This window comes from Allobosea sp. NPDC055353, assembly GCF_053644975.1.
In genome coordinates, this window is sequence record NZ_JBSHMC010000001.1 from 426,530 (window position 1) to 448,046 (window position 21,517).

The 21,517-nt window shown below is 67.4% G+C and carries 20 protein-coding genes; 8 read left to right on the forward strand and 12 right to left on the reverse strand.

Going from position 1 to position 21,517, the window contains the following annotated elements:
- Window positions 1-129 precede the first annotated feature (129 nt).
- Together ACWIEX_RS01915 and ACWIEX_RS01920 are read right to left on the reverse strand one after the other, a co-directional pair.
- The gene (locus tag ACWIEX_RS01915) at window positions 130-1,560 is read right to left on the reverse strand and encodes an aldehyde dehydrogenase family protein (protein ID WP_454031462.1); all 1,431 of its coding nucleotides are present in this window, start codon (window positions 1,558-1,560) and stop codon (window positions 130-132) included.
- Window positions 1,561-1,809: 249 nt separating this feature from the next.
- Window positions 1,810-2,247 carry an Lrp/AsnC family transcriptional regulator gene (locus ACWIEX_RS01920; protein ID WP_454031463.1) on the reverse strand — a complete coding sequence of 146 codons (438 nt, stop codon included), beginning with the start codon at window positions 2,245-2,247 and terminating at the stop codon, window positions 1,810-1,812.
- A gap of 128 nt (window positions 2,248-2,375) precedes the next feature.
- On the opposite strand from ACWIEX_RS01920, the gene ACWIEX_RS01925 reads away from it, so the two are divergent.
- The gene (locus ACWIEX_RS01925) at window positions 2,376-3,434 is read left to right on the forward strand and encodes an ornithine cyclodeaminase (RefSeq protein ID WP_454031464.1); all 1,059 of its coding nucleotides are present in this window, start codon (window positions 2,376-2,378) and stop codon (window positions 3,432-3,434) included.
- A gap of 188 nt (window positions 3,435-3,622) precedes the next feature.
- Here the strand turns inward: ACWIEX_RS01925 and ACWIEX_RS01930 are convergent, their stop codons facing one another.
- Entirely contained in the window at window positions 3,623-4,501 is an 879-nt protein-coding gene (locus ACWIEX_RS01930) for a LysR family transcriptional regulator (protein ID WP_454031465.1), read from the reverse strand.
- Between the two features lie 19 nt (window positions 4,502-4,520).
- The gene (gene ilvA / locus ACWIEX_RS01935; protein WP_454031466.1) at window positions 4,521-6,047 is read right to left on the reverse strand and encodes a threonine ammonia-lyase, biosynthetic; all 1,527 of its coding nucleotides are present in this window, start codon (window positions 6,045-6,047) and stop codon (window positions 4,521-4,523) included.
- A 189-nt stretch (window positions 6,048-6,236) separates the two neighbouring features.
- On the opposite strand from ilvA, the gene ggt reads away from it, so the two are divergent.
- Window positions 6,237-7,832: a gamma-glutamyltransferase gene (gene ggt / locus ACWIEX_RS01940; protein ID WP_454033440.1), complete on the forward strand. Its 1,596-nt coding sequence runs from the start codon at window positions 6,237-6,239 to the stop codon at window positions 7,830-7,832.
- 89 nt (window positions 7,833-7,921) lie between these two features.
- Window positions 7,922-8,935 carry a Gfo/Idh/MocA family protein gene (locus tag ACWIEX_RS01945; protein ID WP_454033441.1) on the forward strand — a complete coding sequence of 338 codons (1,014 nt, stop codon included), beginning with the start codon at window positions 7,922-7,924 and terminating at the stop codon, window positions 8,933-8,935.
- 9 nt (window positions 8,936-8,944) lie between these two features.
- Here the strand turns inward: ACWIEX_RS01945 and ACWIEX_RS01950 are convergent, their stop codons facing one another.
- From ACWIEX_RS01950 to pdxH, 5 genes are all read right to left on the reverse strand, one after another.
- Complete coding sequence (locus tag ACWIEX_RS01950; RefSeq protein WP_348521636.1) at window positions 8,945-9,214, reverse strand: hypothetical protein; 270 nt, start codon at window positions 9,212-9,214, stop codon at window positions 8,945-8,947.
- A gap of 183 nt (window positions 9,215-9,397) precedes the next feature.
- Window positions 9,398-9,841, reverse strand: coding sequence for a TIGR02301 family protein (locus ACWIEX_RS01955; protein ID WP_454031467.1), 444 nt, complete (start codon window positions 9,839-9,841; stop codon window positions 9,398-9,400).
- Entirely contained in the window at window positions 9,838-10,305 is a 468-nt protein-coding gene (locus ACWIEX_RS01960; protein ID WP_454031468.1) for an NUDIX hydrolase, read from the reverse strand. Before ACWIEX_RS01960 ends, ACWIEX_RS01955 begins: the two co-directional genes overlap by 4 nt.
- A 171-nt stretch (window positions 10,306-10,476) precedes the next feature.
- Window positions 10,477-11,199 (reverse strand): SDR family NAD(P)-dependent oxidoreductase, encoded by a 723-nt coding sequence (locus ACWIEX_RS01965; RefSeq protein ID WP_454033442.1) that lies wholly within the window; start codon window positions 11,197-11,199, stop codon window positions 10,477-10,479.
- Window positions 11,200-11,266: 67 nt separating this feature from the next.
- The gene (gene pdxH / locus ACWIEX_RS01970) at window positions 11,267-11,881 is read right to left on the reverse strand and encodes a pyridoxamine 5'-phosphate oxidase (protein WP_454031469.1); all 615 of its coding nucleotides are present in this window, start codon (window positions 11,879-11,881) and stop codon (window positions 11,267-11,269) included.
- Between the two features lie 124 nt (window positions 11,882-12,005).
- Here pdxH and ACWIEX_RS01975 point away from each other — a divergent pair, with 124 nt between their 5' ends.
- The 3 genes from ACWIEX_RS01975 (at window position 12,006) to fabI (ending at window position 14,561) form a co-directional block, all read left to right on the forward strand.
- Complete coding sequence (locus ACWIEX_RS01975) at window positions 12,006-12,476, forward strand: RT0821/Lpp0805 family surface protein (protein WP_454031470.1); 471 nt, start codon at window positions 12,006-12,008, stop codon at window positions 12,474-12,476.
- A 151-nt stretch (window positions 12,477-12,627) separates the two neighbouring features.
- Window positions 12,628-13,566, forward strand: a complete 939-nt coding sequence (locus ACWIEX_RS01980; protein ID WP_454031471.1) for a DnaJ C-terminal domain-containing protein — start codon at window positions 12,628-12,630, stop codon at window positions 13,564-13,566.
- 155 nt (window positions 13,567-13,721) lie between these two features.
- Window positions 13,722-14,561, forward strand: coding sequence for an enoyl-ACP reductase FabI (gene fabI / locus ACWIEX_RS01985; protein WP_454031472.1), 840 nt, complete (start codon window positions 13,722-13,724; stop codon window positions 14,559-14,561).
- A gap of 56 nt (window positions 14,562-14,617) precedes the next feature.
- On the opposite strand, the gene folK is transcribed toward fabI, so the two are convergent.
- The 3 genes from folK to folP are packed head-to-tail and all read right to left on the reverse strand — an operon-like array spanning window position 14,618 to window position 16,336.
- Window positions 14,618-15,133 (reverse strand): 2-amino-4-hydroxy-6-hydroxymethyldihydropteridine diphosphokinase, encoded by a 516-nt coding sequence (folK, locus tag ACWIEX_RS01990; RefSeq protein WP_454031473.1) that lies wholly within the window; start codon window positions 15,131-15,133, stop codon window positions 14,618-14,620.
- On the reverse strand, window positions 15,123-15,497 hold the full coding sequence (gene folB, locus ACWIEX_RS01995) for a dihydroneopterin aldolase (protein ID WP_454031474.1): 375 nt from the start codon (window positions 15,495-15,497) through the stop codon (window positions 15,123-15,125). The genes folK and folB overlap by 11 nt, the downstream gene beginning before the upstream one ends.
- Window positions 15,494-16,336 carry a dihydropteroate synthase gene (gene folP / locus ACWIEX_RS02000; RefSeq protein ID WP_454031475.1) on the reverse strand — a complete coding sequence of 281 codons (843 nt, stop codon included), beginning with the start codon at window positions 16,334-16,336 and terminating at the stop codon, window positions 15,494-15,496. The genes folB and folP overlap by 4 nt, the downstream gene beginning before the upstream one ends.
- A 91-nt stretch (window positions 16,337-16,427) precedes the next feature.
- Here folP and ACWIEX_RS02005 point away from each other — a divergent pair, with 91 nt between their 5' ends.
- A complete protein-coding gene (locus ACWIEX_RS02005; protein ID WP_454031476.1) occupies window positions 16,428-17,072 on the forward strand; it encodes a histidine phosphatase family protein in 645 nt (214 codons plus the stop codon).
- Between the two features lie 423 nt (window positions 17,073-17,495).
- On the forward strand, window positions 17,496-21,515 hold the full coding sequence (locus tag ACWIEX_RS02010; RefSeq protein ID WP_454031477.1) for a Pls/PosA family non-ribosomal peptide synthetase: 4,020 nt from the start codon (window positions 17,496-17,498) through the stop codon (window positions 21,513-21,515).
- The last annotated feature ends 2 nt before the right edge of the window (window positions 21,516-21,517 follow it).

A 21,517-nucleotide genomic window follows, 5' to 3' on the forward strand; every position in this document is an offset into this window, starting at 1 on the left:
CCGTCATGCTCGCCCTTGTGGCGAGCATCCACGTCTTGAACACAGCCCTTCGAGAGCGAAGACGTGGATGGTCGGGACAAGCCCGACCATGACGAGAAGCGTCGTTGTTCAACGACCCGGCGTGCTGCCTTAGGCCGCGGCGTAACCGACCGTGCCCTTGATCTCGAGGAACTCCTCGAGGCCGAAATCGGCGTATTCGCGGCCGTTGCCGGACTGCTTGTAGCCGCCGAAGGGCGCGCCCGCGTCCCAGGCCGGATAGTTGATGTAGACATTGCCCGCGCGCATCTGGCCCGCGATCTTGCGGGCGCGCTCCTGCGAGCCCGATTGGACATAGGCAGCCAGGCCGTAGGGCGTATCGTTGGCGCGCGAGACCACCTCGTCGTCGCTCTTGTAGGGCAGGATCGAGAGCACGGGGCCGAAGATCTCCTCGCGGGCAATCGCCATCTCGTCGGTGACGCCGCCGAACACCGTCGGGCGGACATAGTAGCCGCGGTTGAGGCCTTCCGGACGGCCGGCGCCGCCGGTGACCAGCGTCGCGCCTTCCTTGATGCCGGCCTCGATCAGGCGCTGGATCTTGTCGTACTGGACCTCGCTGACGACCGGGCCGAGGAAGACGCCATCCGCCGAGGGAGCGCCGACCTTGAGCGGCTCGGCCACCTGCTTGGCGATGGCGAGGGCTTCCTCATGCAGCTTCTCCGGCACGAACATCCGAGTCGGCGCGTTGCAGGACTGGCCGGAGTTGCGCATCACGCTCTCGACGCCGAGCTTCACCGACTTCTTCAGGTCGGCATCATCCAGGATGATGTTGGCCGACTTGCCGCCGAGCTCCTGGTGCACGCGCTTGACGGTATCCGCCGCCGCCTTGGCGACGAGGATGCCGGCGCGGGTCGAGCCGGTGAAGGAGACCATGTCGACGCCCGGATGGCGCGAGATGGCTTCGCCCACCGTCGGGCCGTCGCCGTTGACGAGGTTGAACACGCCCTTCGGCACGCCGGCCTCTTCCATCGCTTCCGCGAAGATGATGGCGTTGAGCGGCGCGATCTCGGAAGGCTTCAGCACCATGGCGCAGCCGGCAGCCAGAGCAGGCGCGACCTTGCACATGATCTGGTTGAGCGGCCAGTTCCACGGCGTGATCATGCCAACGACGCCGATCGGCTCCTTGGCGATCAGGGTGGTGCCGCGCAGCTCCTCGAACTCGAAGTTTTCGAGCGTCTCGATCATCTTGGCGAGATGGGCGGTGCCCATCGCGGCCTGCGCCCGGTGCGCCAGTTCCTTCGGCGCGCCCATCTCGCGCGACAGGATATTGGCGATGTCGTCGTAGCGCTTCTTGTAGGCCTCGGCGAGGCGGCGCATCAGCGCCAGGCGCTCGGCCTTGGGGGTCGCGGCGAAGGCGGGGAAGGCGGCGCGGGCCGCGGCGACGGCCTTGTCGACATCGGCTTGCTCGCCGAGCGCGATGGTGGCGAAGACCTCCTCGTTGGACGGATCGATCACGCCGAGCGTGCGGCTGCCGGACGGCTTCACCCACTGGCCGTCGATATAGAATTCGAGCTCATGTGCCATGGTCTGGTCTCCTGCCTCGTCTTGGCTCGTGGCACGGACAATCTGCCGGAAAGCGGCCGGATATCGATGCCCCGAGCGGGAACTGTGGGTGTCCGACGCGAACGGGCGGCCTTGCGCGATCATGCATCGCCGGCCGCTACCAACGCTATATCTGACGGGGCACAACGTTAGGGGGCGGATGCGCGCCTGTCACGGGCCCCCGCGCCGCGTTTGCGGATGGCCGCCATGCAGCGGCGCTTCTTGCGGGGGCTAGAGCCGCGCCTTGACGCTGCGCGGCGTCGCCAGCAGCAGGCTGGTCTCGCTGTTGGTCACGCCGGGGATCATGCGGATGCGCCGGAGCACCTGGTCGAAGGCGATCAGGTCGGACGTGCCGAGCTCGACCACCAAGTCCCAGTTGCCGTTGGTGGTGTGGATGCTGGAAACCTCGGTGAAGCCCGAGAGCGCATCGATCACCGAATCCGCCGCCTGTCCGGCGATCTCGATCATGGTGATGCCGCGCACTGGCAGGTCGATCGCGTCCGAGCGCAGGATCACGGTGAAGCCGATGATCTCGCCGGATTGCTCCAGCTTCTCCAATCGCGCTCGCACCGTCGCCCGCGTCAGGCCGAGATCGGCGGCGAGGTCCGAGATGCTGCGGCGCCCGTCATGGCGCAGCAGGGTGATGAGCTTGCGGTCGAGATAGTTCATCGTCCGAAATGGATAGATGGTTTTGCCATATCGATCAATCTTGGGTCCGATCTGGTCATTTTGGCTTCTATCGCCTGCCGCCGAAAACAGGGACAATCGCTCCCTCAACGAGAACAGCGCGGGGACCCATGATTCAGCAGCTCAACGTCGTGCCTTTCGTCAGCGTCGACCACATGATGAAGCTGGTCCATGCGATCGGCATCGAGCGGATGCTGTCCGACATCGCGGGTTACATCGAGGATGATTTCCGGCGCTGGGAGATCTTCGACAAGACGCCGCGGATCGCATCGCACAGCCTCGAAGGCGTGATCGAGCTGATGCCGACCAGCGACGGCAAGCTCTATGGCTTCAAATATGTTAACGGCCACCCCAAGAACATGAAGGCCGGCCTGCAGACGGTCACCGCCTTCGGCCTGCTCTCCGATGTTGCGACGGGCTATCCCGTCCTGCTCTCGGAGATGACCATCCTGACCGCCTTGCGCACGGCGGCGATGTCGGCGGTTGCGGCGAAGCATCTTGCGCCGAAGAATGCTGCGACCATGGCGATCATCGGCAACGGCGCGCAGTCCGAGTTCCAGGCCTTCGCTTTCCGCGCGATCCTCGGCATCGAGAACCTGCGTCTTTACGACGTCGATCCGGCTGCGACCGAGAAATGCGCGGGCAATCTCGCCCGCCACGGCTTCAAGATCACGCGTTGCGCGACCGCGATGGAAGCGGTGGAGGGCGCCGAAATCGTCACCACCGTCACGGCCGACAAGCAGTATGCGACGATCCTGACCGACAACATGGTCGGAGCGGGCATCCACATCAACGCGGTCGGCGGCGACTGCCCCGGCAAGACCGAGATTCACCGCGACGTGCTGCTGCGCTCGTCGATCTTCGTCGAGTACCCGCCGCAGACCCGCATCGAGGGCGATATCCAGCAGCTCGACGCCGACCATCCGGTCGAGGAGCTCTGGAAGGTCATCACGGGGGCGGCGCAGGGGCGCACCGATAGCAGCCAGATCACGATGTTCGACTCGGTCGGCTTCGCGATCGAGGATTTTTCGGCGCTGCGTTACGTCTACGAGCGCATCCGCGAGGCCGGCACCTATGTCGATCTCGACCTGATCGCCGACCCCGACGATTCCCGCGATCTCTTCGGCATGCTGATGCGTGCCGCGCCGGGCGCGGCTGCGGCGGCCTGAGCTTCAGACCCGGTTGTCATTCCGGGGCTTCGCGCAGCGAAGAACCCGGAACCCACGACTGGGTGAGCCCTTCCCAAACGGGCGTGGAATGTCGCACCCAGCCGTGGGTTCCGGGTTCGCGCCTGTGGCGCGCCCCGGAATGACAAGGGCAGTGCCGATCAGGAGCGCTCGGTGATCCCTCGCGCGACCTAACCCGCCTGACTGAGCGCGAGGAACGCTGCCGCCGCCTTGGCGAGGTAGCGTTCCTTGTGGCGCAAGGCGAGGAACCGGCGCTTCGGCAGCAGCAGCGCCACGGTGGCGAGCCGCCCGGCTGCGATGGCATTGGCGGCGACAAGCCGCGAGATCGCGGTCGCGCCCGCACCTGATGCAACGGCGGCGCAGATCGCTTCGTTGGAGGGCAGTTCCAGCACCACGCTGAGGTCGTCTGCCGCGAGGCCTAGCCCCGGCAACGCCGCCTCGAACATCGCCCGCGTCCCCGAGCCCGCTTCGCGCAGGACCCAGGCGCCTCCCGAGAGTTCTTTGGCTGAAGGGGCGTTTTCCACCCAAGGGTGGCCGGTCGGCACAACGATCACAAGTTCGTCCTCGTCCACCGCCGTCATGGCGAGAGCCGGGTCGTCGATCTCACCCTCGATGAAACCGAGATCGGCCACGCCGTCACGGATGGCTGCGCTCACCGTCTCCGTGTTCCCAAGCGCTAGCGAGACGGTGATGCCGGGATGCTCGCGGCGAAAGCGCTGGATCAGCGGCGGCAGCCAGTAATTCGCCACGGTCTGGCTCGCCATCAGCGCAAGCGAGCCGCGCGCCAGCCCCGAAAGATCGGAGAGCACGGCTTCCGCCGCCGCCGCCCGCGCCAGCACGGCGCGTGCCTCGATCAGGAAGAGCCTGCCGGCCTCGGTCAGGACAATCCGCCGCCCGATCCGGTCGAACAGCTTTGTCGCGTAGCGCGCCTCCAGCGTCGCGATCGCGGAACTCACCGCCGATTGCGTGAGATTGAGGGCGCGCGCGCCCTGCGTCAGGTGCTCGCGCTCGGCGACGGCGACGAAGATGCGAAGCTGTTCGAGCGTCATGCTTCCACCTTAAGCCGGTTCACGGCGCCGGCATCTCCGCCAGGAACGAGAGATAGGCCGGGTTGTCGCTCTCGCTCCAATAGGGGTAGCCGAGCGCGTCGAGCCGCTTGGCAAGCTGGCCACGCTGGGAAGGCGGGATCTGGATGCCGGCGAGGATGCGGCCGTAATCGGCTCCGTGATTGCGGTAATGGAACAGCGAGATGTTCCAGTCGGCCGAGAGGCTGTTCAGGAACTTCAGCAGCGCGCCCGGCCGTTCCGGGAACTGGAAGCGGAAGATCAGTTCGTCGCCGAGCCCCGGCGCCTTGCCGCCGACCATGTAGCGGATATGCAGCTTGGCTAGCTCGTTGTCGCTCATGTCGAGCACGGGATAGCCGTGCTCCGAGAGCATCGCGATGATCTGGCGCTTCTCGGCATCGCCCTCGGAGAGCTGGACGCCGACGAAGATGCGCGCGGCCTTCGGGTCGGAATAGCGGTAGTTGAACTCGGTGATCGCGCGCCGGCCGAGCAATTCGATGAAGGCGCGATAGGCGCCGGGCTTCTCGGGGATCGTCACCGCCAGCAGCGCCTCGCGATGCTCGCCGATCTCGGCCCGCTCGGCGATATGGCGCAACCGGTCGAAATTCATGTTGGCGCCGCTGTTGATGGCGATCAGAGTGCCGGTGCGTTTGGCCTCGCGCGCCGCATAGGCCTTGAGACCCGCGAGGCTGACGGCACCGGAGGGTTCGGCGATGGCGCGGGTATCCTCGAAGATATCCTTCACCGCCGCGCAGATCTCGTCGGTCGAGACGGTGATGACCTCGTCGAGCAGCTCGCGGCAGAGCCTGAACGTTTCCTCGCCCGCCTGCCGCACCGCGACGCCGTCGGCGAAGAGCCCGACCTGATCGAGCACCACGCGCTTCCCGGCGGCGATGGCGCCGGCCATGGAGGCGGCGTCTTCCGGCTCGACGCCGATCACCTTGATCTCGGGCCGCAGGAATTTTGCGTAGACCGCGACGCCGGCCGCGAGCCCGCCGCCGCCGATCGGCACGAAGATCGCCTCGATCGGCTCGGAGTGCTGGCGCAGGATCTCCATGCCGACCGTGCCCTGGCCGGCGATGACGTCGGGATCGTCATAAGGGTGGACGAAGGTCAGCCCCTTCTCGGTTTCGAGTTTGCGGGCATGGCCATAGGCTTCGTCGAAATTCTCGCCATGGAGCACGACGCGCCCGCCGAGGCTGCGCACCGCCTGCACCTTGATGTCGGGCGTGGTGCGCGGCATCACGATGGTCGCCTTGATGCCGAGCTTCTTCGCCGCCAGCGCCACGCCCTGCGCATGGTTGCCGGCCGAGGCGCAGATCACGCCGCGCTCCGCCTCGACCGCGGTGAGACCGGCGATCTTGTTGTAGGCGCCGCGCAGCTTGAACGAGAAGACGGGTTGCAGGTCCTCGCGCTTGAGGAGCGCGCTGCCGCCGAGCCGGGCCGACAATCGCGGCAGCGGGTCGAGCGGGCTTTCGATCGCGACGTCATAGACGCGCGCCCCGATGATCTTGCGGATGTAGTCTTGCATGGCCGGCCCGTCCTTCCCGGTCGCGATAGTCCTCCGCGCCGGGATGTCAATCGCGACAGTTGCGTGCGGCGAGGGGCTGGGGGACCGGCCATGCGCGAGGCGGGATTGCCAAGCCCCCGGCCGGCGCGCCAAAGCGTTGGGAGAAACAAGGTGCCGCGCAGCGATGGTGCCGCAGAGGTGGAGACGCGCATGAACTGGGGCAATCGCGATTTCATGGTGCCGGGGCGGCCGGTTGCAGTCGGTGATCGCGGCATGGCGGCGACCTCGCACCCCGCCGCGACGCTGGCCGCTGTCGAGATCCTGCGCAACGGCGGCAATGCCATCGACGCCGCCATCGCAGCCGTCGCCGTCCAGGCAGTGGTCGATCCGCACATGACCGGCATCGGCGGCGATTGCTTCGCGATCTACGCGCCGGCCAATGGCAAGATGGTCGCGATCAACGGCTCCGGCCGCTCGGCTGCCAAGGCCGATCTCGGCTGGTTCCTCAGTCAGGGCATGACCTCGATCGCGGCGGATTCACCCCATGCCGTTACCGTGCCTGGCGCGATCGATGCCTGGTGCCGCCTCGTCGCCGACCACGGCAGCAAGAGCCTGGAGGAAATCTTCTCAGCCGCGATCCGCGCCGCCGAGGAGGGTTTCGTGGTGACGCCGCGCGTCGCGCTCGACTGGGCCAAGGCCCGCGGCCGCATCGAGAAGCACGGCCTCGGCAACGCCGTCTACCTGCCGGGCGGCAACCCCCCGGCCGTCGGCGACAAGATGGTTCACCCGGCGCTGGGCGGGATGCTGCGCCGCATCGCCCGCGAGGGCCGCTCCGCCTTCTACGAGGGCGAACTCGCCGAGGACATGGTCGGCGTGCTCCGAGCCGCCGGCAGCCTGATCGGGCTCGACGACTTCGCGGCCTCGAAGCCGGATTATGTCGATCCGATCGGCGCCGATTATCGCGGCCACCGCCTCTGGGAATGCCCGCCGAACGGCCAGGGCATCGCGGCGCTGCTGATCGCGCGCATCCTCGAAGGTTTCGACATGAAGGATGAGAAGCTCAGCGAGGCCGACCGCATCCATCTCCTCGCCGAAGCCAGCAAGGCGGCCTATCGCCAGCGCGACGCGCTGGTGGCCGATCCCACGGTCAGCCCCTTCGATACCGAGGCCTTCCTCTCCGATCAGTTCGTCGGCCGTATCCGCAAGGAGATCAGCCTGGAGAAGGCGGCGGCGCCGGAAGTCTTCGACATGCCGCTGCACAAGGACACGATCTATCTCTGCGTCGTCGATGGCGACGGCAACATGGTCTCCTTCATCAACTCGCTGTTCTCAGCCTTCGGCAGCGGCATTTATGCGGCGAAGGCCGGCGTGATGCTGCAGAATCGCGGCTCGGGCTTCCGCCTGATCGAAGGGCATCCCAACGCGATCGCTCCGCGCAAGCGCCCGTTCCACACGATCATCCCGGGCATGCTGGCCAAGGACGGCAAGCCGATCATGCCGTTCGGTGTGATGGGCGGCCAGTACCAGTCGACCGGCCATGCCCATTTCCTTTCCGGCATCCTCGACCGCGGCTTCGACCCGCAGCAGGCTTCCGACGCCCCGCGCAGCTTCGCCTATGACGGCAAGCTCTCGCTGGAGACGACGATTCCCGCGAGTGTCGCGGCCGATCTCAAGGCGCGCGGCCATGACGTGGTCTGGTCCGAGGAGCCGCTCGGCGGCTGCCAGGCGATCTGGGTCGATCACAAGCGCGGCGTGATGTTCGGCGCTTCCGACCATCGCAAGGACGGCTTCGCGCTCGCCGTCTGAGGAACCTGCCCTTAACGCCCCTCCGCTATCGCTCGTCGCCAGCGAGGGAGGGGCGCTTGGCGCAGGACAAGCCATTCGGCTGGGGGATCATGGGCACCGGCACGATTGCCGGGCTCTTCGCCGCCGATCTCGGCCTGCTGTCGCAGGCCAGCATCGCCGCCGTGCATTCGCGTTCGCTGGAAAAGGCGAAAAGCTTTGCCGCCTCCTTCGGCGGGGCTCAAGCCTATGACGACGAGGCCGCCTTCCTCGCCGACCCCGCGATCGAGGCAGTCTATATCGCAACGCCCAACCATCTCCACGCCGGGCAAGCGCTGAAAGCCATCGCGGCCGGAAAGCCGGTCCTGATCGAGAAGCCGATCGCGCTGGCCAGCGCCGATGTCGAGGCGATCGCGCTGGCGGCAGGCGAGCGCGGCATCTTCGCGATGGAGGCTTTGTGGAGCCGCTTCCTTCCTGCGGTTCGCCGGGCACGCGAGCAGATCGCGGCTGGTCGCATCGGCGCCATCAGGCGCATCCGCGCTGACCTCTCCTATCTCCATCCTGAAGAGCCCGGCAGCCGCTTCTTCGATCCCGATCTTGGCGGAGGCGCGGCCTTCGACCTTGGCGTCTATCCGCTATCGCTGGCCCTGCATCTGCTTGGCGAACCGCGGGCTGTGAGCGGAAGCTGGCTCGCTGCGGGAACCGGCGTCGACCGGCGCAGCGCCTTCCGGCTGGGTTACCCAGCGGCGGTGGCGGAGCTGTCCTGCGGCTTCGATCGGAACGGATCGAACCGCCTCCTGATTGAGGGCGAGCGCGGTGCGCTCATCTTCGAGGCGCCGTTCCTGAAGGTGCAGCGGCTGACCTGGTATGCTGATGCCGGAAGAGCTGCATCAGCCTATGAGCGCGGACCGGGTAGCCTGGCGCGTCTGCTCGACCGCTTGCCTCAGGCAGGGCGGCTCAGCGAAAGCTTCGTCTTTACCGGCAATGGCCTTCAGTTTCAGGCGGAGGCCGTGATGGCGGCAGTGCGAGCGGGGAAGAGCGCCTGCGCGCAGATGCCGCTCGGCGAAAGCGCGGCCGTCCTGCGGATCATCGAGGCGGTAAGGGCCGGGCCGGCGGGGGCGGCCTGACCGGCTTGTTCAGTGCCGCGTGCCGCAGGTGAAGGCGCCGCAGCGGACCTTGTCGGCCAGCGTTTCGGCGAAAGTGGCGGTCGCGTCCTCGCCATAGGTCTCGACCAGCGTGCGCAGCGCCGCGAACAGGGCGGCATGGGCCATGGCATCGGGATCGAGCCCGTCCTGCTGCGCCTCGTTGAACGCGTCCTCGACATAGCCATAGGCAACGCGGCGGACGTCGCCATGGTCCTCGGCGAGATTCGGGTCGAGCATCGTGTCGTCTGGCTGGATCGGCATCGAAACGGGACTCTTCAGCCTTCTGTCTGGCGCGAATCGCGGCGGTTCTGCCCCGGATCGCGACGGTTGGGCGATGCCCAAGACATAAGCCGTGCCAGAGCGGCACGCTACCATGGCCTTTAAGAAAGGTTAACGCGACCGGAAGAATCCGGTGGAAGCGCGTATTCCGGCAACAGCTGTTGCCTATCCGCCATAGCGCCCTGCTAGCGCCCGCGACAGCACCTCGCCTTCGGCTGCAAGTCGGGAGGAAGCCTCCTGGCTGGCCTCGGTACAGGAGCGATGCGTCAGGGAATAGGCCTTGAAGCCGCGATTGAAGGCTGCGGTTAACCGGTCGCGCCGCTGCGGCGTCCGGCCCTCGGCCTCGATCAGCGCCGCCATCCGGGCGCGCCAGTCCTGCGCCTCCCGCCCGCCGCAGAGCGTCCTGAGATAGGCGAGCGAGCCCATGATCTCGGAGAGCTGCAGGAGCTGTGGCTCATAGGGCGGAGCGGTCGGTTCCGGGGCAGGCTGCTCGGCAGGTTTGGCTGCGGGCGGCTTCGCGGCCGGCTGTGACCGCTGCTGCGCCGCGGCCGCCATCGGCAGCAGCAGGAGCGCAACCAGAAGCGCCGAATGGCGAAGCCCGATTCTCATGGCGCGGGGATACCCGCGATGAAGAGCTGGTGGGCGCGGCGCAGCACGTCGCCGAGCTCGCGCGTCGTCGCCAGCCCGCCCAGCTTGAGCGGATCGGCCCATATCACCGCCCCGGCCTCCGGCCCTGTCCGCGGCTCGCCGGAGAGCCACTGGCCGACGAAGGAGGCGACGACGAAATGATGCGTCACGGCGCCCTTTGCATCGCGGCCGAAGATCTCGACATGGCGGTTGAAGCCGAGGATGCGGGCGGTGACGCCGACCTCTTCCTCCAGCTCGCGCAGGGCCGCTTCTTCAAGCGTCTCGCCGGCCTCGACCTTGCCGCCCGGCAGCGACCAGAGCTGGTCGGCGGGAGGCTTCGTCCGCGTCGCCAGCAGCACCTTGCCGTCTCGGAAGACCGCGACGGAAGCCGCCAGCACCGGCCGCGCCGCTGCCCGGCCGGGCGTGGGGAAGCGGATGACGCTCATATCCGCGCTACCATTTCAGCCACCGCAAGCCCTCATCCTGAGGAGCCGCGTCAGCGGCGTCTCGAAGGATGCTCCAGATGGTTCCGGAGCCTCCTGAAGCATCCTTCGAGACGCCATTCCCAAGGGAATGGCTCCTCAGGATGAGGGCTCGGGACTGTCCGGGCACATCCGTCAAACGTGTTGCCCGCCATTGATGTGCAGCTCCGAGCCGGTGACGTAGCTCGAGGCGTCCGTGCAGAGGAAGTAGATCGCCTTGGCGACCTCGTCGGGCTTTCCGAGGCGCTGCATCGGCAGGGTCGCGACGATCTTCTCGGTGCCGGGCGACAGGATCGCCGTGTCGATCTCGCCGGGCGAGATCGCGTTGACGCGCACGCCGAGCGCCCCGAAATCGGCGGCCATCTCGCGGGTCAGGCTGGCGAGCGCGGCCTTCGAGGTCGCATAGGCCGCCCCGGCGAAGGGGTGCACGCGCGAGCCCGCGATCGAGGAGACGTTGACGATCGCGCCCTTGGCGGCGGTGAGCTCGTCGAGCAGGCCGCGCGCCAGCATGATCGGCGCGAAGAAATTGACCTGGAAGACCTTGTGCCAGTCGTTGAAGGAGGTGGTTGCGGCGCCCAGGCGCTGTCCATTGGGCCCTTTCGGCGAGATGCCGGCATTGTTGACCAGCGCGTTGAGCTTGCCGCCTTCGGCGGCCAGCCGCTTCTTGATCTCGGCGATGCCGCGCATCGTGTCCTCGGGGTCGCCGAGATCGATCTGGACATGGTCGTCGGCGCCCGACGGCCAGGGGCACTTGTCGGAGAAGGCCTGACGCGAGCAGGACAGGATGCGCCAGCCCGCCATGGCGAACTGCATCACCGTGGCATGTCCGATGCCGCGGCTGGCCCCGGTCAGCAGCATGACCGGGCGCTTGCCGGCCTCGGTCTTCGGGAAATCGAATTTGGGCATCGCCATGGGGCTGATTTCCTCAGGGGTAGAAACGCGTCTTCGTCCAGGGCGTCTCGTTCGAGTCGCGACGGAAGATGATGCGGTCATGCAGGCGGAAGGCGCCGTCGCGCCAGAACTCGATATAGGTCGGGGTGATCCGGAAGCCGCGCCAGTAGGGCGGGCGCGGAATCTCGCCGATGCCGAATTTCAGCGTGTAGCTCGCCACCGCCTTCTCCAGCGCGAAGCGGCTTTCCAGCGGGCGCGACTGCTGCGAGGCCCAGGCGCCGATCCGGCTGTCGCGCGGGCGGGACTGGTAATAGGCGTCCGATTCGGCGTCGGTGACCTGGGTCACCGTGCCGCGGATGCGGATCTGCCGGCGCAGGCTCTTCCAGTGGAACAGGGCGGCGGCTTTGGGCTGGCCGAGCAGTTCCTGGCCCTTCTGGCTTTCGGTGTTGGTGTAGAACACGAAACCGTCCGGTCCGTGGCCCTTGAGCAGCACCATGCGGCTGTTGGGCATGCCCTCGGCATCGACGGTCGAGAGCGCCATGCCGGTCGGGTCGTTCGGCTCTGATTTCGTGGCCTCGTCCAACCACTTCTGGAACAAGGCGAAAGGCTCGTTTTCCTCGGTGAAGTCACCGCTCGTTAACGGTTGCACGTTCTAATCCTCGGTCAGTGGAAATGGGCGTCGGGCGAGCGCAGAAGTGATCCGGATTCGGGCGGCTGGTTTATATAGGGCAGGGGCGGGGGCGTTCCAAAGCCTCAACCGTTGCGCAGCCCCCATGCGCCCGCTGGCTGCCGCGGTGCTGCTGGGGCTGCTCGGCGCCGGTTGTTCGGTCTCCTTCCCCATCCTCGGCCTGTCGGGCAAGAGCGAGGACGAAGTCGCCGCGACCTCGGCGATGACAACCTCCTCGGTCCTGCCGGCGCGCGGCGGCGACCGCGCCAGTGCGCTCGCCGGCCTGTCTTCCGAGCTCGGGCCGGAGGACATGCGCCGCGCCGACGGGGCGATGGGCGTGGCGCTCGATCCCCAGGGCAACGGCGCCCCTGTTTCCTGGGACAATCCCCAAAGCGGCATCAAGGGCTCCTTCATACCTGTAGGCGGCCCTTTCCTGCGCTCCGACGAGATCTGCCGCGCCTTCATCGCCAGCGTCCAGACGCAAAGCCGGCCGGTCAAGCTGCAGGGCACGGCCTGCCGCCCTTCGGGCGGCGAATGGGCGGTCAAGGATATGGAGCCCTGGAAGGGCCTGGGCTGACGTTCGCACGTCGCTTGCCTTACCGCGAGGCCGGGTGCAGAACCGCCCCGACCAGGTGTTGCGCACACGCCACACCGCCCCCACATTGGACGAGGCGGACGGCTGGCGGTTCTCGCGCCGGCCGTTCGACTTTGTCTGAAAGAGGTTTTGGATGCGCGATCCCTATCAGGTTCTGGGCGTTGCCCGCGGCGCGAGCGATGCGGAGCTGAAGAAGGCCTTCCGCAAGCGCGCCAAGGAGCTGCACCCGGACCGCAACCGGGACGACCCGAAGGCGCAGGATAAGTTCTCCGAGCTCAACGCCGCCTATGAGATCGTTGGCGACGAGACCAAGCGCAAGCAGTTCGACCGCGGCGAGATCGATGCCGAGGGCAAGCCGCGCTTCCAGGGGTTCGAGGGCATGGGCGCCGGCCGGGGCGGGCGCAGCGGCGGCTTCGAGTTCAATTTCGGCCAGGGCGGCGGCGGCCATCCCTTCGGCGGTCGCGGCGGTCCGGGCGGTGGCGCGGGCGATGCCGGCTTCGACGCCTCCGATATCTTCTCCTCGTTGTTCGGCGAGGCCGGCCGGCGCGCGCGCGGCAAGCCCGAGCCGCAGAAGCCGCCGGAGCAGAGTTTCACGCTCGAGGTCACGCTGGCGCAGGCCGCGACCGGCGGCACGCGCCGGGTCAAGCTGCCGGGCGGGCGCGAGGTCGAGATCACCATCCCCGTGGGGGTGAGCGACGGCAAGGTGATGCGCCTGCGCGGGCTCGGCCAGATCGATCCGTTCTCCGGCGAGGCCGGCGACGTGATGATGACCATCAAGGTCAAGCCGGATTCCCGCTTCACGGTCGATGGCAACGACCTGCGCACCCGCGTCGCGGTGCCGTTGGCCAAGGCGGTGCTCGGCGGGCCGCTGCATGTGCCGACGCTGACCGGCGCGGTCGAGATGAACATCCCGCCGCTGACCGGCACGGCCCGGCAGTTCCGCCTGCGCGGCAAGGGCCTGAAGGGCGAGAAGGGCGCGGTCGGCGATCTCTTCGTCGCCATCGATATCGAGATGCCGGCGAGCGACGCGGAGTTGACCGCGCTGATGAAGGGGCGGGACGAGGCGAACTGAGCCGGCTCGGGCGCCGTTGCAGCCGAAAACGAGCCGCGCAGGCCACGGATCGCGGCCTTATGCGTGATTCAGCCGTGGAGGCGGGCATCAAAGCGGTTCCCGTTTCCCTGCGACTGTTCTAAGAGACCTGCTCATCGTTCATCTGCGGGTTTCCCATGCCTGATTCCAACGCCGTTTCGCCGACCGCCAATCTCCTGAAGGGCAAGCGCGGGCTCGTGATGGGCGTCGCGAACAACCGGTCCATCGCCTGGGGCATTGCCAAGGCTGCGGCCGATGCGGGTGCTGAACTCGCCTTCACCTATCAGGGTGATGCGCTGAAGAAGCGCGTCGAGCCGCTCGCCAAGGAACTGGGTGGCCATGTCGTCGGGCATTGCGACGTCACCGATGGCGCCACGATCGATGCGGTCTTCGCCGAGATCGAGAAGCTCTGGGGCAAGCTCGACTTCGTCGTCCACTGCATAGCCTTCTCGGACAAGGACGAGCTGACCGGCCGTTATGTCGAGACCAGCGAAGCGAACTTCACCAAGTCGCTGCTGATCTCCTGCTATTCCTTCACGGCGATCACCCAGCGCGCCGAGAAGCTGATGCCGGATGGCGGCGCCATGCTGACCCTGACCTATTACGGCGCCGAGAAGTGGATGCCGCATTACAACGTCATGGGCGTCGCCAAGGCCGCGCTGGAATCGAGCGTGCAATATCTCGCCGCCGATCTCGGCCCCTCGAAGATCCGCGTCAATGCGATCTCGGCCGGCCCGATCAAGACGCTGGCGGCCTCCGGCATCGGCGATTTCCGCTACATCCTGCGCTGGAACGAATACAACTCGCCGCTGCGCCGCACCGTCACGATCGAGGAGGTCGGCGAGACCGCGGTCTTCCTCGTCTCCGACATGTCACGCGGCATCACCGGCGAGATCATGCATGTCGATGCCGGCTACCATGTCGTCGGCATGAAGGTGCCGACCGCGCCGGACATCTCCCTCGACAAGGGCGAGTGAGCGTTCTCATCGGATCGATGCGCCATCGCGGTCGGTCCGATGGAAAAAAACCTGATCTAGGCCGCCAGCAGCGCCTTCAACCGATCCGTCGCGACATCGTCGCGGCGGATCGTTTCGTCTGTGGCGGCCGCCAGCAATTCGATGACGCTGCGCCCGCCGATCAGGCGCTGCGGCAGGATTTCGGCCAGCGGCGTCAGCACGAAGGCGCGTTCCGGGATGCGCGGATGCGGAATCTGCAGGCGCGCCTGGTCGATGATCGCATCGCCATAGGTCAGGATGTCGATATCGAGCGTGCGCGGCCCCCAGCGCTCACGGCGTTCCCGGCCGCCGGCACGCTCCAGCTCCAGGCAGAAAGCGAGCAGGTCCTGTGGCGGCAGCGAGGTCTCGACCAGCGCCGCCATGTTGAGGAATTCCGGCTGATCGGTCTTGCCCCAGGGCGGCGTGCGATAGATCGAGGACAGCCGGCCGAGCCTGACGTCGGAATGCTCGCGCAGACCCTTCAGCGCCGCGGCGAAAGCCGCCACGGGGTCGCCGATATTGCCGCCGAAGGCGAGTGCGGCCTCAACCTTCACGCTGGAACCTCAACTGGATGCCGACCGAGCCGAGCGTTGCAGGGATCGGCGGCGCCGGCTTGCGCAATGTGACCTCAACGGCCTCGACAGTGGGGAATGCATCGAAGATCGCGAGTGCCACGGCGCGCGCCGCGCCTTCCAGCAGGTGGTAGCGGCGGGCCGTGAAGGCCTCGGCGACGATGGCGACGGCGCGGCCGTAGTCGACGGTGTCTGTGAGGCGATCGCTGGCGGCGGCGGCGCGCAGGTCGGTATCGAGCACGAGGTCGAGCACGAAGCGCTGGCCGAGCCGCTCCTCTTCCGAGAAGAAGCCGTGATAGGCGTAGATATCGAGTTTCTCGATCAGGATGCGGCCGGTTTCGCTCACAGGTCTGCTTTCATGCTGTCTTCGATGGCGGCCCAGGTCTTGAGCGCGTCGATATGCGGGGCAACGTCATGGACGCGGATGATGGCGGCGCCGCGGCTTGCGCCATAGAGATGTGCGGCGATGCTGGCGGCGAGCCGCTCAGCCGGAACCTCCCGGCCGGTGATGCGCCCGAGGGTCGATTTGCGGGAGGCGCCGAGCAGGATCGGGCAGCCGAGCACGGCGAGCCGGTCGAGATGGCGGATCAGGTCGAGATTCTGTCTGATCGTCTTGCCGAAGCCGATGCCGGGGTCGACGACGATCTGGCTCCGCGGCACGCCGGCCTTCGTCGCGATCGCAAGGGAGCGTTCGAGGAAGCGCAGCACCTCGTCGAAGATGTCGAGCGCGGCATCGATGCTCTCGCGGTTATGCATCAGGATGATCGGCGCGCCGGCCCGCGCTGCGACCTCGGCGATGCGCGGGTCGCGCTGGGCGCCCCAGACGTCGTTGACGATCGAGGCGCCTGCCGCGAGCGCCGCTTCCGCCACTTCGGCCTTGTAGCTGTCGATCGAGATCGGCGTGTCGACCTTAGCCTTCAGCCCGGCGATGACCGGCAGCACGCGCGCCATTTCGGTCGCGGCATCGACGGTGGCATGGCCGGGTCTCGTCGACTCGCCGCCGATATCGACGATCGCCGCGCCCTCCGCCGTCAGGCGCGCGCCATGACCGATCGCCGCCTCGGCATTCGCCAGCAGCCCGCCATCCGAGAAGGAATCGGGCGTGATATTGACGATGCCCATGACGAGCGGCGTCGCGGGAAGCGCCAGGCTGCGGCCGTCGGGCAAGGTGAGAGCAGGGAGCATGCGGTTCCGCGGGTGATTGGCTAGGGCGCTATACACAGCCCGTGTAAATTCGGCCACAGAAAGCGGCCGATTGTCGCCATCGGCGGAAAGCATGGGGAAGGGCTTTGACCCCGCCGGTGCCAGCGTGCAGAAGCCCCGCATGGTCCCGCTCTCGCTCCCTCACCGGCTCATTCTCGTCCGTCATGGCGAAACCGACTGGAATCGGGAGGGCCGGCTGCAGGGCGGGCAGGATATCCCGCTGAACGATCTCGGCCGCCGCCAGGCCGCCGAGGCCGCCGGACGCCTGAAGGCGCTGGAGCCGGCTTACGCCGATCTCGCCTATATCGGCTCGCCGATGCAGCGGGCGCGCGAGACCATGGACATCCTCCGCCGCGAACTGGCCTTGCCCGCCGGCGAATACCGCATCGACGACCGCCTGCGCGAACTGACCTTCGGCGAGTGGGAAGGTTTCACCTGGCGCGACATCCGCAAGGCCGAGCGCGAGCAGGCGCATCTGCGCGAGCGCGACAAATGGGGCTTCGTGCCGCCGGGCGGCGAGAGCTACCGCATGCTGGCCGAGCGCGTCCGCCCGGTTTTGGAAGAGCTCACGCGCGAGACGGTGATCGTCAGCCATGGCGGCGTGGCGCGCGCCGTGCTCGCCCTGGTGGGGGCGGTGGCGCCGCGCGAGGCGTCGCTGGTCGAGATCTGGCAGGGCAAGCTGCTCGTCGTCAGCGGGAACAAGGCAGACTGGCTCTAGGCCCTGTCGGTTTTGAACGACACCCTTGTCATTCCGGGGCGCGCCGCAGGCGCGAACCCGGAACCCACGACTGGGTCAACCATCTCAGCCCGGTCGCAGGCCGCTCACCCAGTCGTGGGTTCCGGGCTCTTCGCTCCGCGAAGCCCCGGAATGACAAGCTCGCTCCGACCATGAACGATTCGGCAATTGTCCGCGTTGCCCAGCGCGTATTCATGGCCCGTTCAGCCGTGATTTTGCAGGGAGAATATGCTAGCGAGACAAGTGTGATGCGGCGGCTTGCCTGGCCGGGGGGCTCACGCGGATGTCGCGATGCACAGGCGACGATTCCGGTTTTCTTCACGAGGTGCGTGATAAGGCGCCAGAGGGCCGAAGGCAGGGTCTGCCGCGGCATCAGCGACGGGCCTTTCAGCGCAGCGGGGCGCGATGAACGATATGACGAAGCTGTCGGCGGCGTCTGACGCGGCTGCTGCCAACACACTCGCCATGCTGGCCGGCGAGAAGCGTCCCGATCTGATTCGGGACGAGGTGCTGGCCGAGATTTTCGCGGCGACCGCCGCGGCTCGCCCCGACCATCCCGCCCTCACCGATCCCGAGCGTCGCCTCAGCTATGCCGAGGTCTGGGCTGCCGCTGGCAGGCAGGCACGCGGCCTGCAGCTTGCGGGCATCGGCCCGGGCGATATGGTCGGCCTGTGGATGCCGCGCGGCATCGACCTTCTCGTCGCGCAGATCGCGATCACGCGCGCCGGTGCGGCCTGGATTCCCTTCGATGCCGAGGCCCCGGTCGAGCGCATCGCGACCTGCCTCGACGATGCCCAGGCCAAGGGCATCGTCACCTGCACCGGCTGGGCCGGGCGGGCGGAAGCGACCGAGCGCGCCGTCTGGACGCCCGAGGGTCTGGTGGCCGGCGCCGATGGCACCGCGCCGCTCGCGCGTCCCGCTGGCCTGACGCCGGATCACCCCGCCTATCTGATCTACACCTCCGGCTCGACAGGAACGCCGAAGGCGATCGTCATCAGCCATCGCAACATCTGCCATTTCCTGCGCTCCGGGAACGCCCTCTACGGCTTCGGGCCGGACGACGTCGCCTTCCAGGGCGCCTCCGTCGCCTTCGACCTGTCGATGGAGGAGATCTGGACGCCCTATCTCGTTGGCGCGACGCTCTTCGTCGCCTCGCCGGAGATGATGGGCGATGCCGAGAAGCTGCCGGCGATCCTGAATGAGGCCGGCGTCACCATCATCGACACCGTGCCGACGCTGCTCGGCATCCTGCCGGCCGATGTCCCCTCGCTGAAGCTGATCCTGCTCGGCGGCGAGGCGTTGCCTCCCGCGATCGTGCAGAAATGGTCGAAGCCCGGCCGGCGCATCCTGAACACCTACGGGCCGACCGAAGCGACGGTGGTTGCGACCGCGGCCGAGGTCGTTCCCGGCGAGACCGTGACCATCGGCAAGCCGATCCCGAACTACACGGCCTATGTCGTCAGCGAGGACCTGCGCCTCGCCCAGCCGGGCGAGCAGGGCGAGTTGCTGATCGGCGGTCCAGGTGTCGCCAAGGGCTATCATGGCCGCCCCGAGCTGACGGCCGAGAAATTCATCGCCAATCCCTTCGCCGGCGTGGCGGGCGAGGGCGATCCGATCCTCTACCGCTCGGGCGATGCCGTCAGCCTCGACGAGAACGGCAATATCGTCTTCCACGGCCGCATCGACGACCAGATCAAGATCCGCGGCTTCCGCGTCGAGCTCGGCGAGATCGAATCCAAGCTCGCCGACGAGCCGGGCGTTGCGCAGGCGGCGGTGGTGCTGCGCACCGATGACGGCATCGAGCGCCTCGTCGCCTTCGTCGTGCCCGAGCCCGGCGTCGCGGTCGACGGTCCGGCGCTGCGGGCGGCGCTCCGCGAGAAGCTGCCGCCTTACATGGTGCCGGCGCATTTCGAGGCGGCGGGCTCGCTGCCGCGCATGGTCTCCGGCAAGCTCGACCGCAAGATGCTCAAGGCGGCGCCATTGACGGCGCCCAGTGCCGAGGGCGAGCAGGAGCCGCCGCGCAATGCGACCGAAGCCGCGCTGCTGGAGGCGGCCAAGCGCGTGCTCGGTACGGCGAGCCTGCCGCTGGAGGCTGATTTCTTCATCGACCTTGGCGGGCATTCCTTGCTGGCGGCCCGCTTCATCTCGATCGTGCGCGAGACGCCGGCCTATGCCGGCATCACGCTGCAGGACGTCTATGGCGCCCGCACCTTGCGGGCGATGGCGGCGCTCCTCGACGAACGCGGCGTCGCCGTGGCCGAGGATCTCTCCTTCACCCCGCCGCCCTTCCTGCGGCGTTTCCTCTGCGGTCTCGCCCAGGCGGTGGCGCTGCCGGTCATCATCGGCCTGGCGACCGCGCAATGGCTCGGCGTCTTCGTCACCTACATGATCCTTTCGGGCGAGGACCTGCCGCTGCTCGGCCAGATCTTCGCGCTGCTCGGCGTCTATGTCGCGATCATCGTCGTGACCGGGCTGATCGCCATCGCGCTGAAATGGCTCGTGCTCGGCCGGACGAAGCCGGGCGTCTACCCGCTGTGGGGCGTCTATTATTTCCGCTGGTGGTTCGCTGCCCGCGTCGCCGGGCTCGTCCATATCAAGTGGCTGCAGGGCACGCCGGTGATGCGCTTCTACTGGCGCCTGCTCGGCGCCAAGGTGGGCCGCGACGTCATCATCTCCGATTACGAGGCCGGCGCCATCGATCTGATCGAGATCGGCGACTTCACGACCTTCGGCTCCAAGACCACCTTCGCCAATGGCGAGGCGATCGGCGACAAGCTGGTGATCGGCCGCATCACCATCGGCAAGGACGTCTCGGCCGGCGCCTCAGTCGTGCTCGGCCATGGCGCGGTGATCGGCGACCATGCCGAGATCGGGGATCTCACCGCGATCGCGCCTGGCGCCCATGTCGGCGAGGCCGAGATCTGGGATGGCACGCCCGGCCGCAAGATCGGCGCGGTCGATGTCGCCGCGCTGCCGCCGCAGGCCGAGGCCTCGGCCGGCCGGCGCGCGCTGATGACCTGCTTCTACATCCTGATGCTGGTGGTGCTGCCGCCGGTCAGCCTGCTGCCGATCTTCCCGGCCTTCTGGCTGTTCGACAAGATCGACTACTTCATCGCCGGCTGGACCGAGATCAGCTATCTCTGGTTCCTGCCGATCCTGACCTGGCCGACCGCGATCGGCCTGATCGCCTTCACCGTGCTGTTGATGGCCGCCTTGCGCTGGGCGATCCTGCCGCGCGTGACCTCCGGTTCCTGGTCGATCCATTCCGGCTTCTACGCCCGCAAATGGACGGTGGCTCTGGCGACCGAGGTGACGCTGGAGACGCTCTCCTCGCTCTTCGCCACCATCTACATGCGGGCCTGGTACCGGTTGATGGGCGCGAGCATCGGCAAGGGCGCGGAGATCTCGACCAATCTTTCCGGCCGCTACGACCTCACCGGCATCGGCGCCGGCAACTTCATCGCCGACGAGGTCGTCTTCGGCGACGAGGACATGCGCCGTGGCTATATGCGCCTCGATGCGACCCGTACCGGCGATCAGGTTTTCGTCGGCAACGACGCGGTGGTGCCGCCCGGCGCCGTCATTCCCGACCGGGTGCTGATCGGCATCAAGTCGAAGCCCCCCGCCAACGACCGCATGCAGCCCGGCGACACCTGGTTCGGCTCGCCGCCGATCCGCTTGCCGACGCGGCAGAAGGTCGATCTCGGCGCCGACTGGACCTACAAGCCCTCCTTCGCCAAGCAGTTCGGACGCGGCGTCTTCGAGGCGCTGCACACCTCGTTCCCGGCCATGCTGTTCATCACCTTCGGCACGATCGCGGTCGACATGGTCTTGCAGCAGAAGATCAACGAGGGCGACTGGATCGGCCTTGTCCTCTCCTTCATGATGGTCGCGGTTGCGATCGCCGTGGTGCAGGCCATGATCTGCGCCGCCGTCAAATGGCTGATGATGGGCGTCTACAAGCCCGTGATGAAGCCGATGTGGTCGTGGTGGGCGATGCGCACCGAGGCGGTCGCGGTGATGTACTGGGGCCTCGGCGGCAAGGTGCTGTTCGACTATCTGCGCGGCACGCCGTTCCTGCCCTGGTTCCTGATGCTGTTCGGCGCGAAATACGGCAAGGGCGTCTGGCTCGACTCGACGGATATCACCGAGTTCGACTGCATCAAGGTCGGTGATTTCTGCACGGTCAACGCCCATTCGGCGCTGCAGACCCATCTCTACGAGGACCGGGTGATGAAGGTCGGCCGGGTGCGCCTCGGCAAGGGCGTCTGCGTCGGCGCGGGTGCGACCGTTCTCTACGACACCCATGTCGGCGACTACGCCCAGATCGGCCTGCTCACGGTCATCATGAAGGGCGAGAATCTGCCGGCGCATACGCGCTGGGAGGGCGCCCCTGCGGCCCCGGCGAAAACGCCGGCGCACTGACG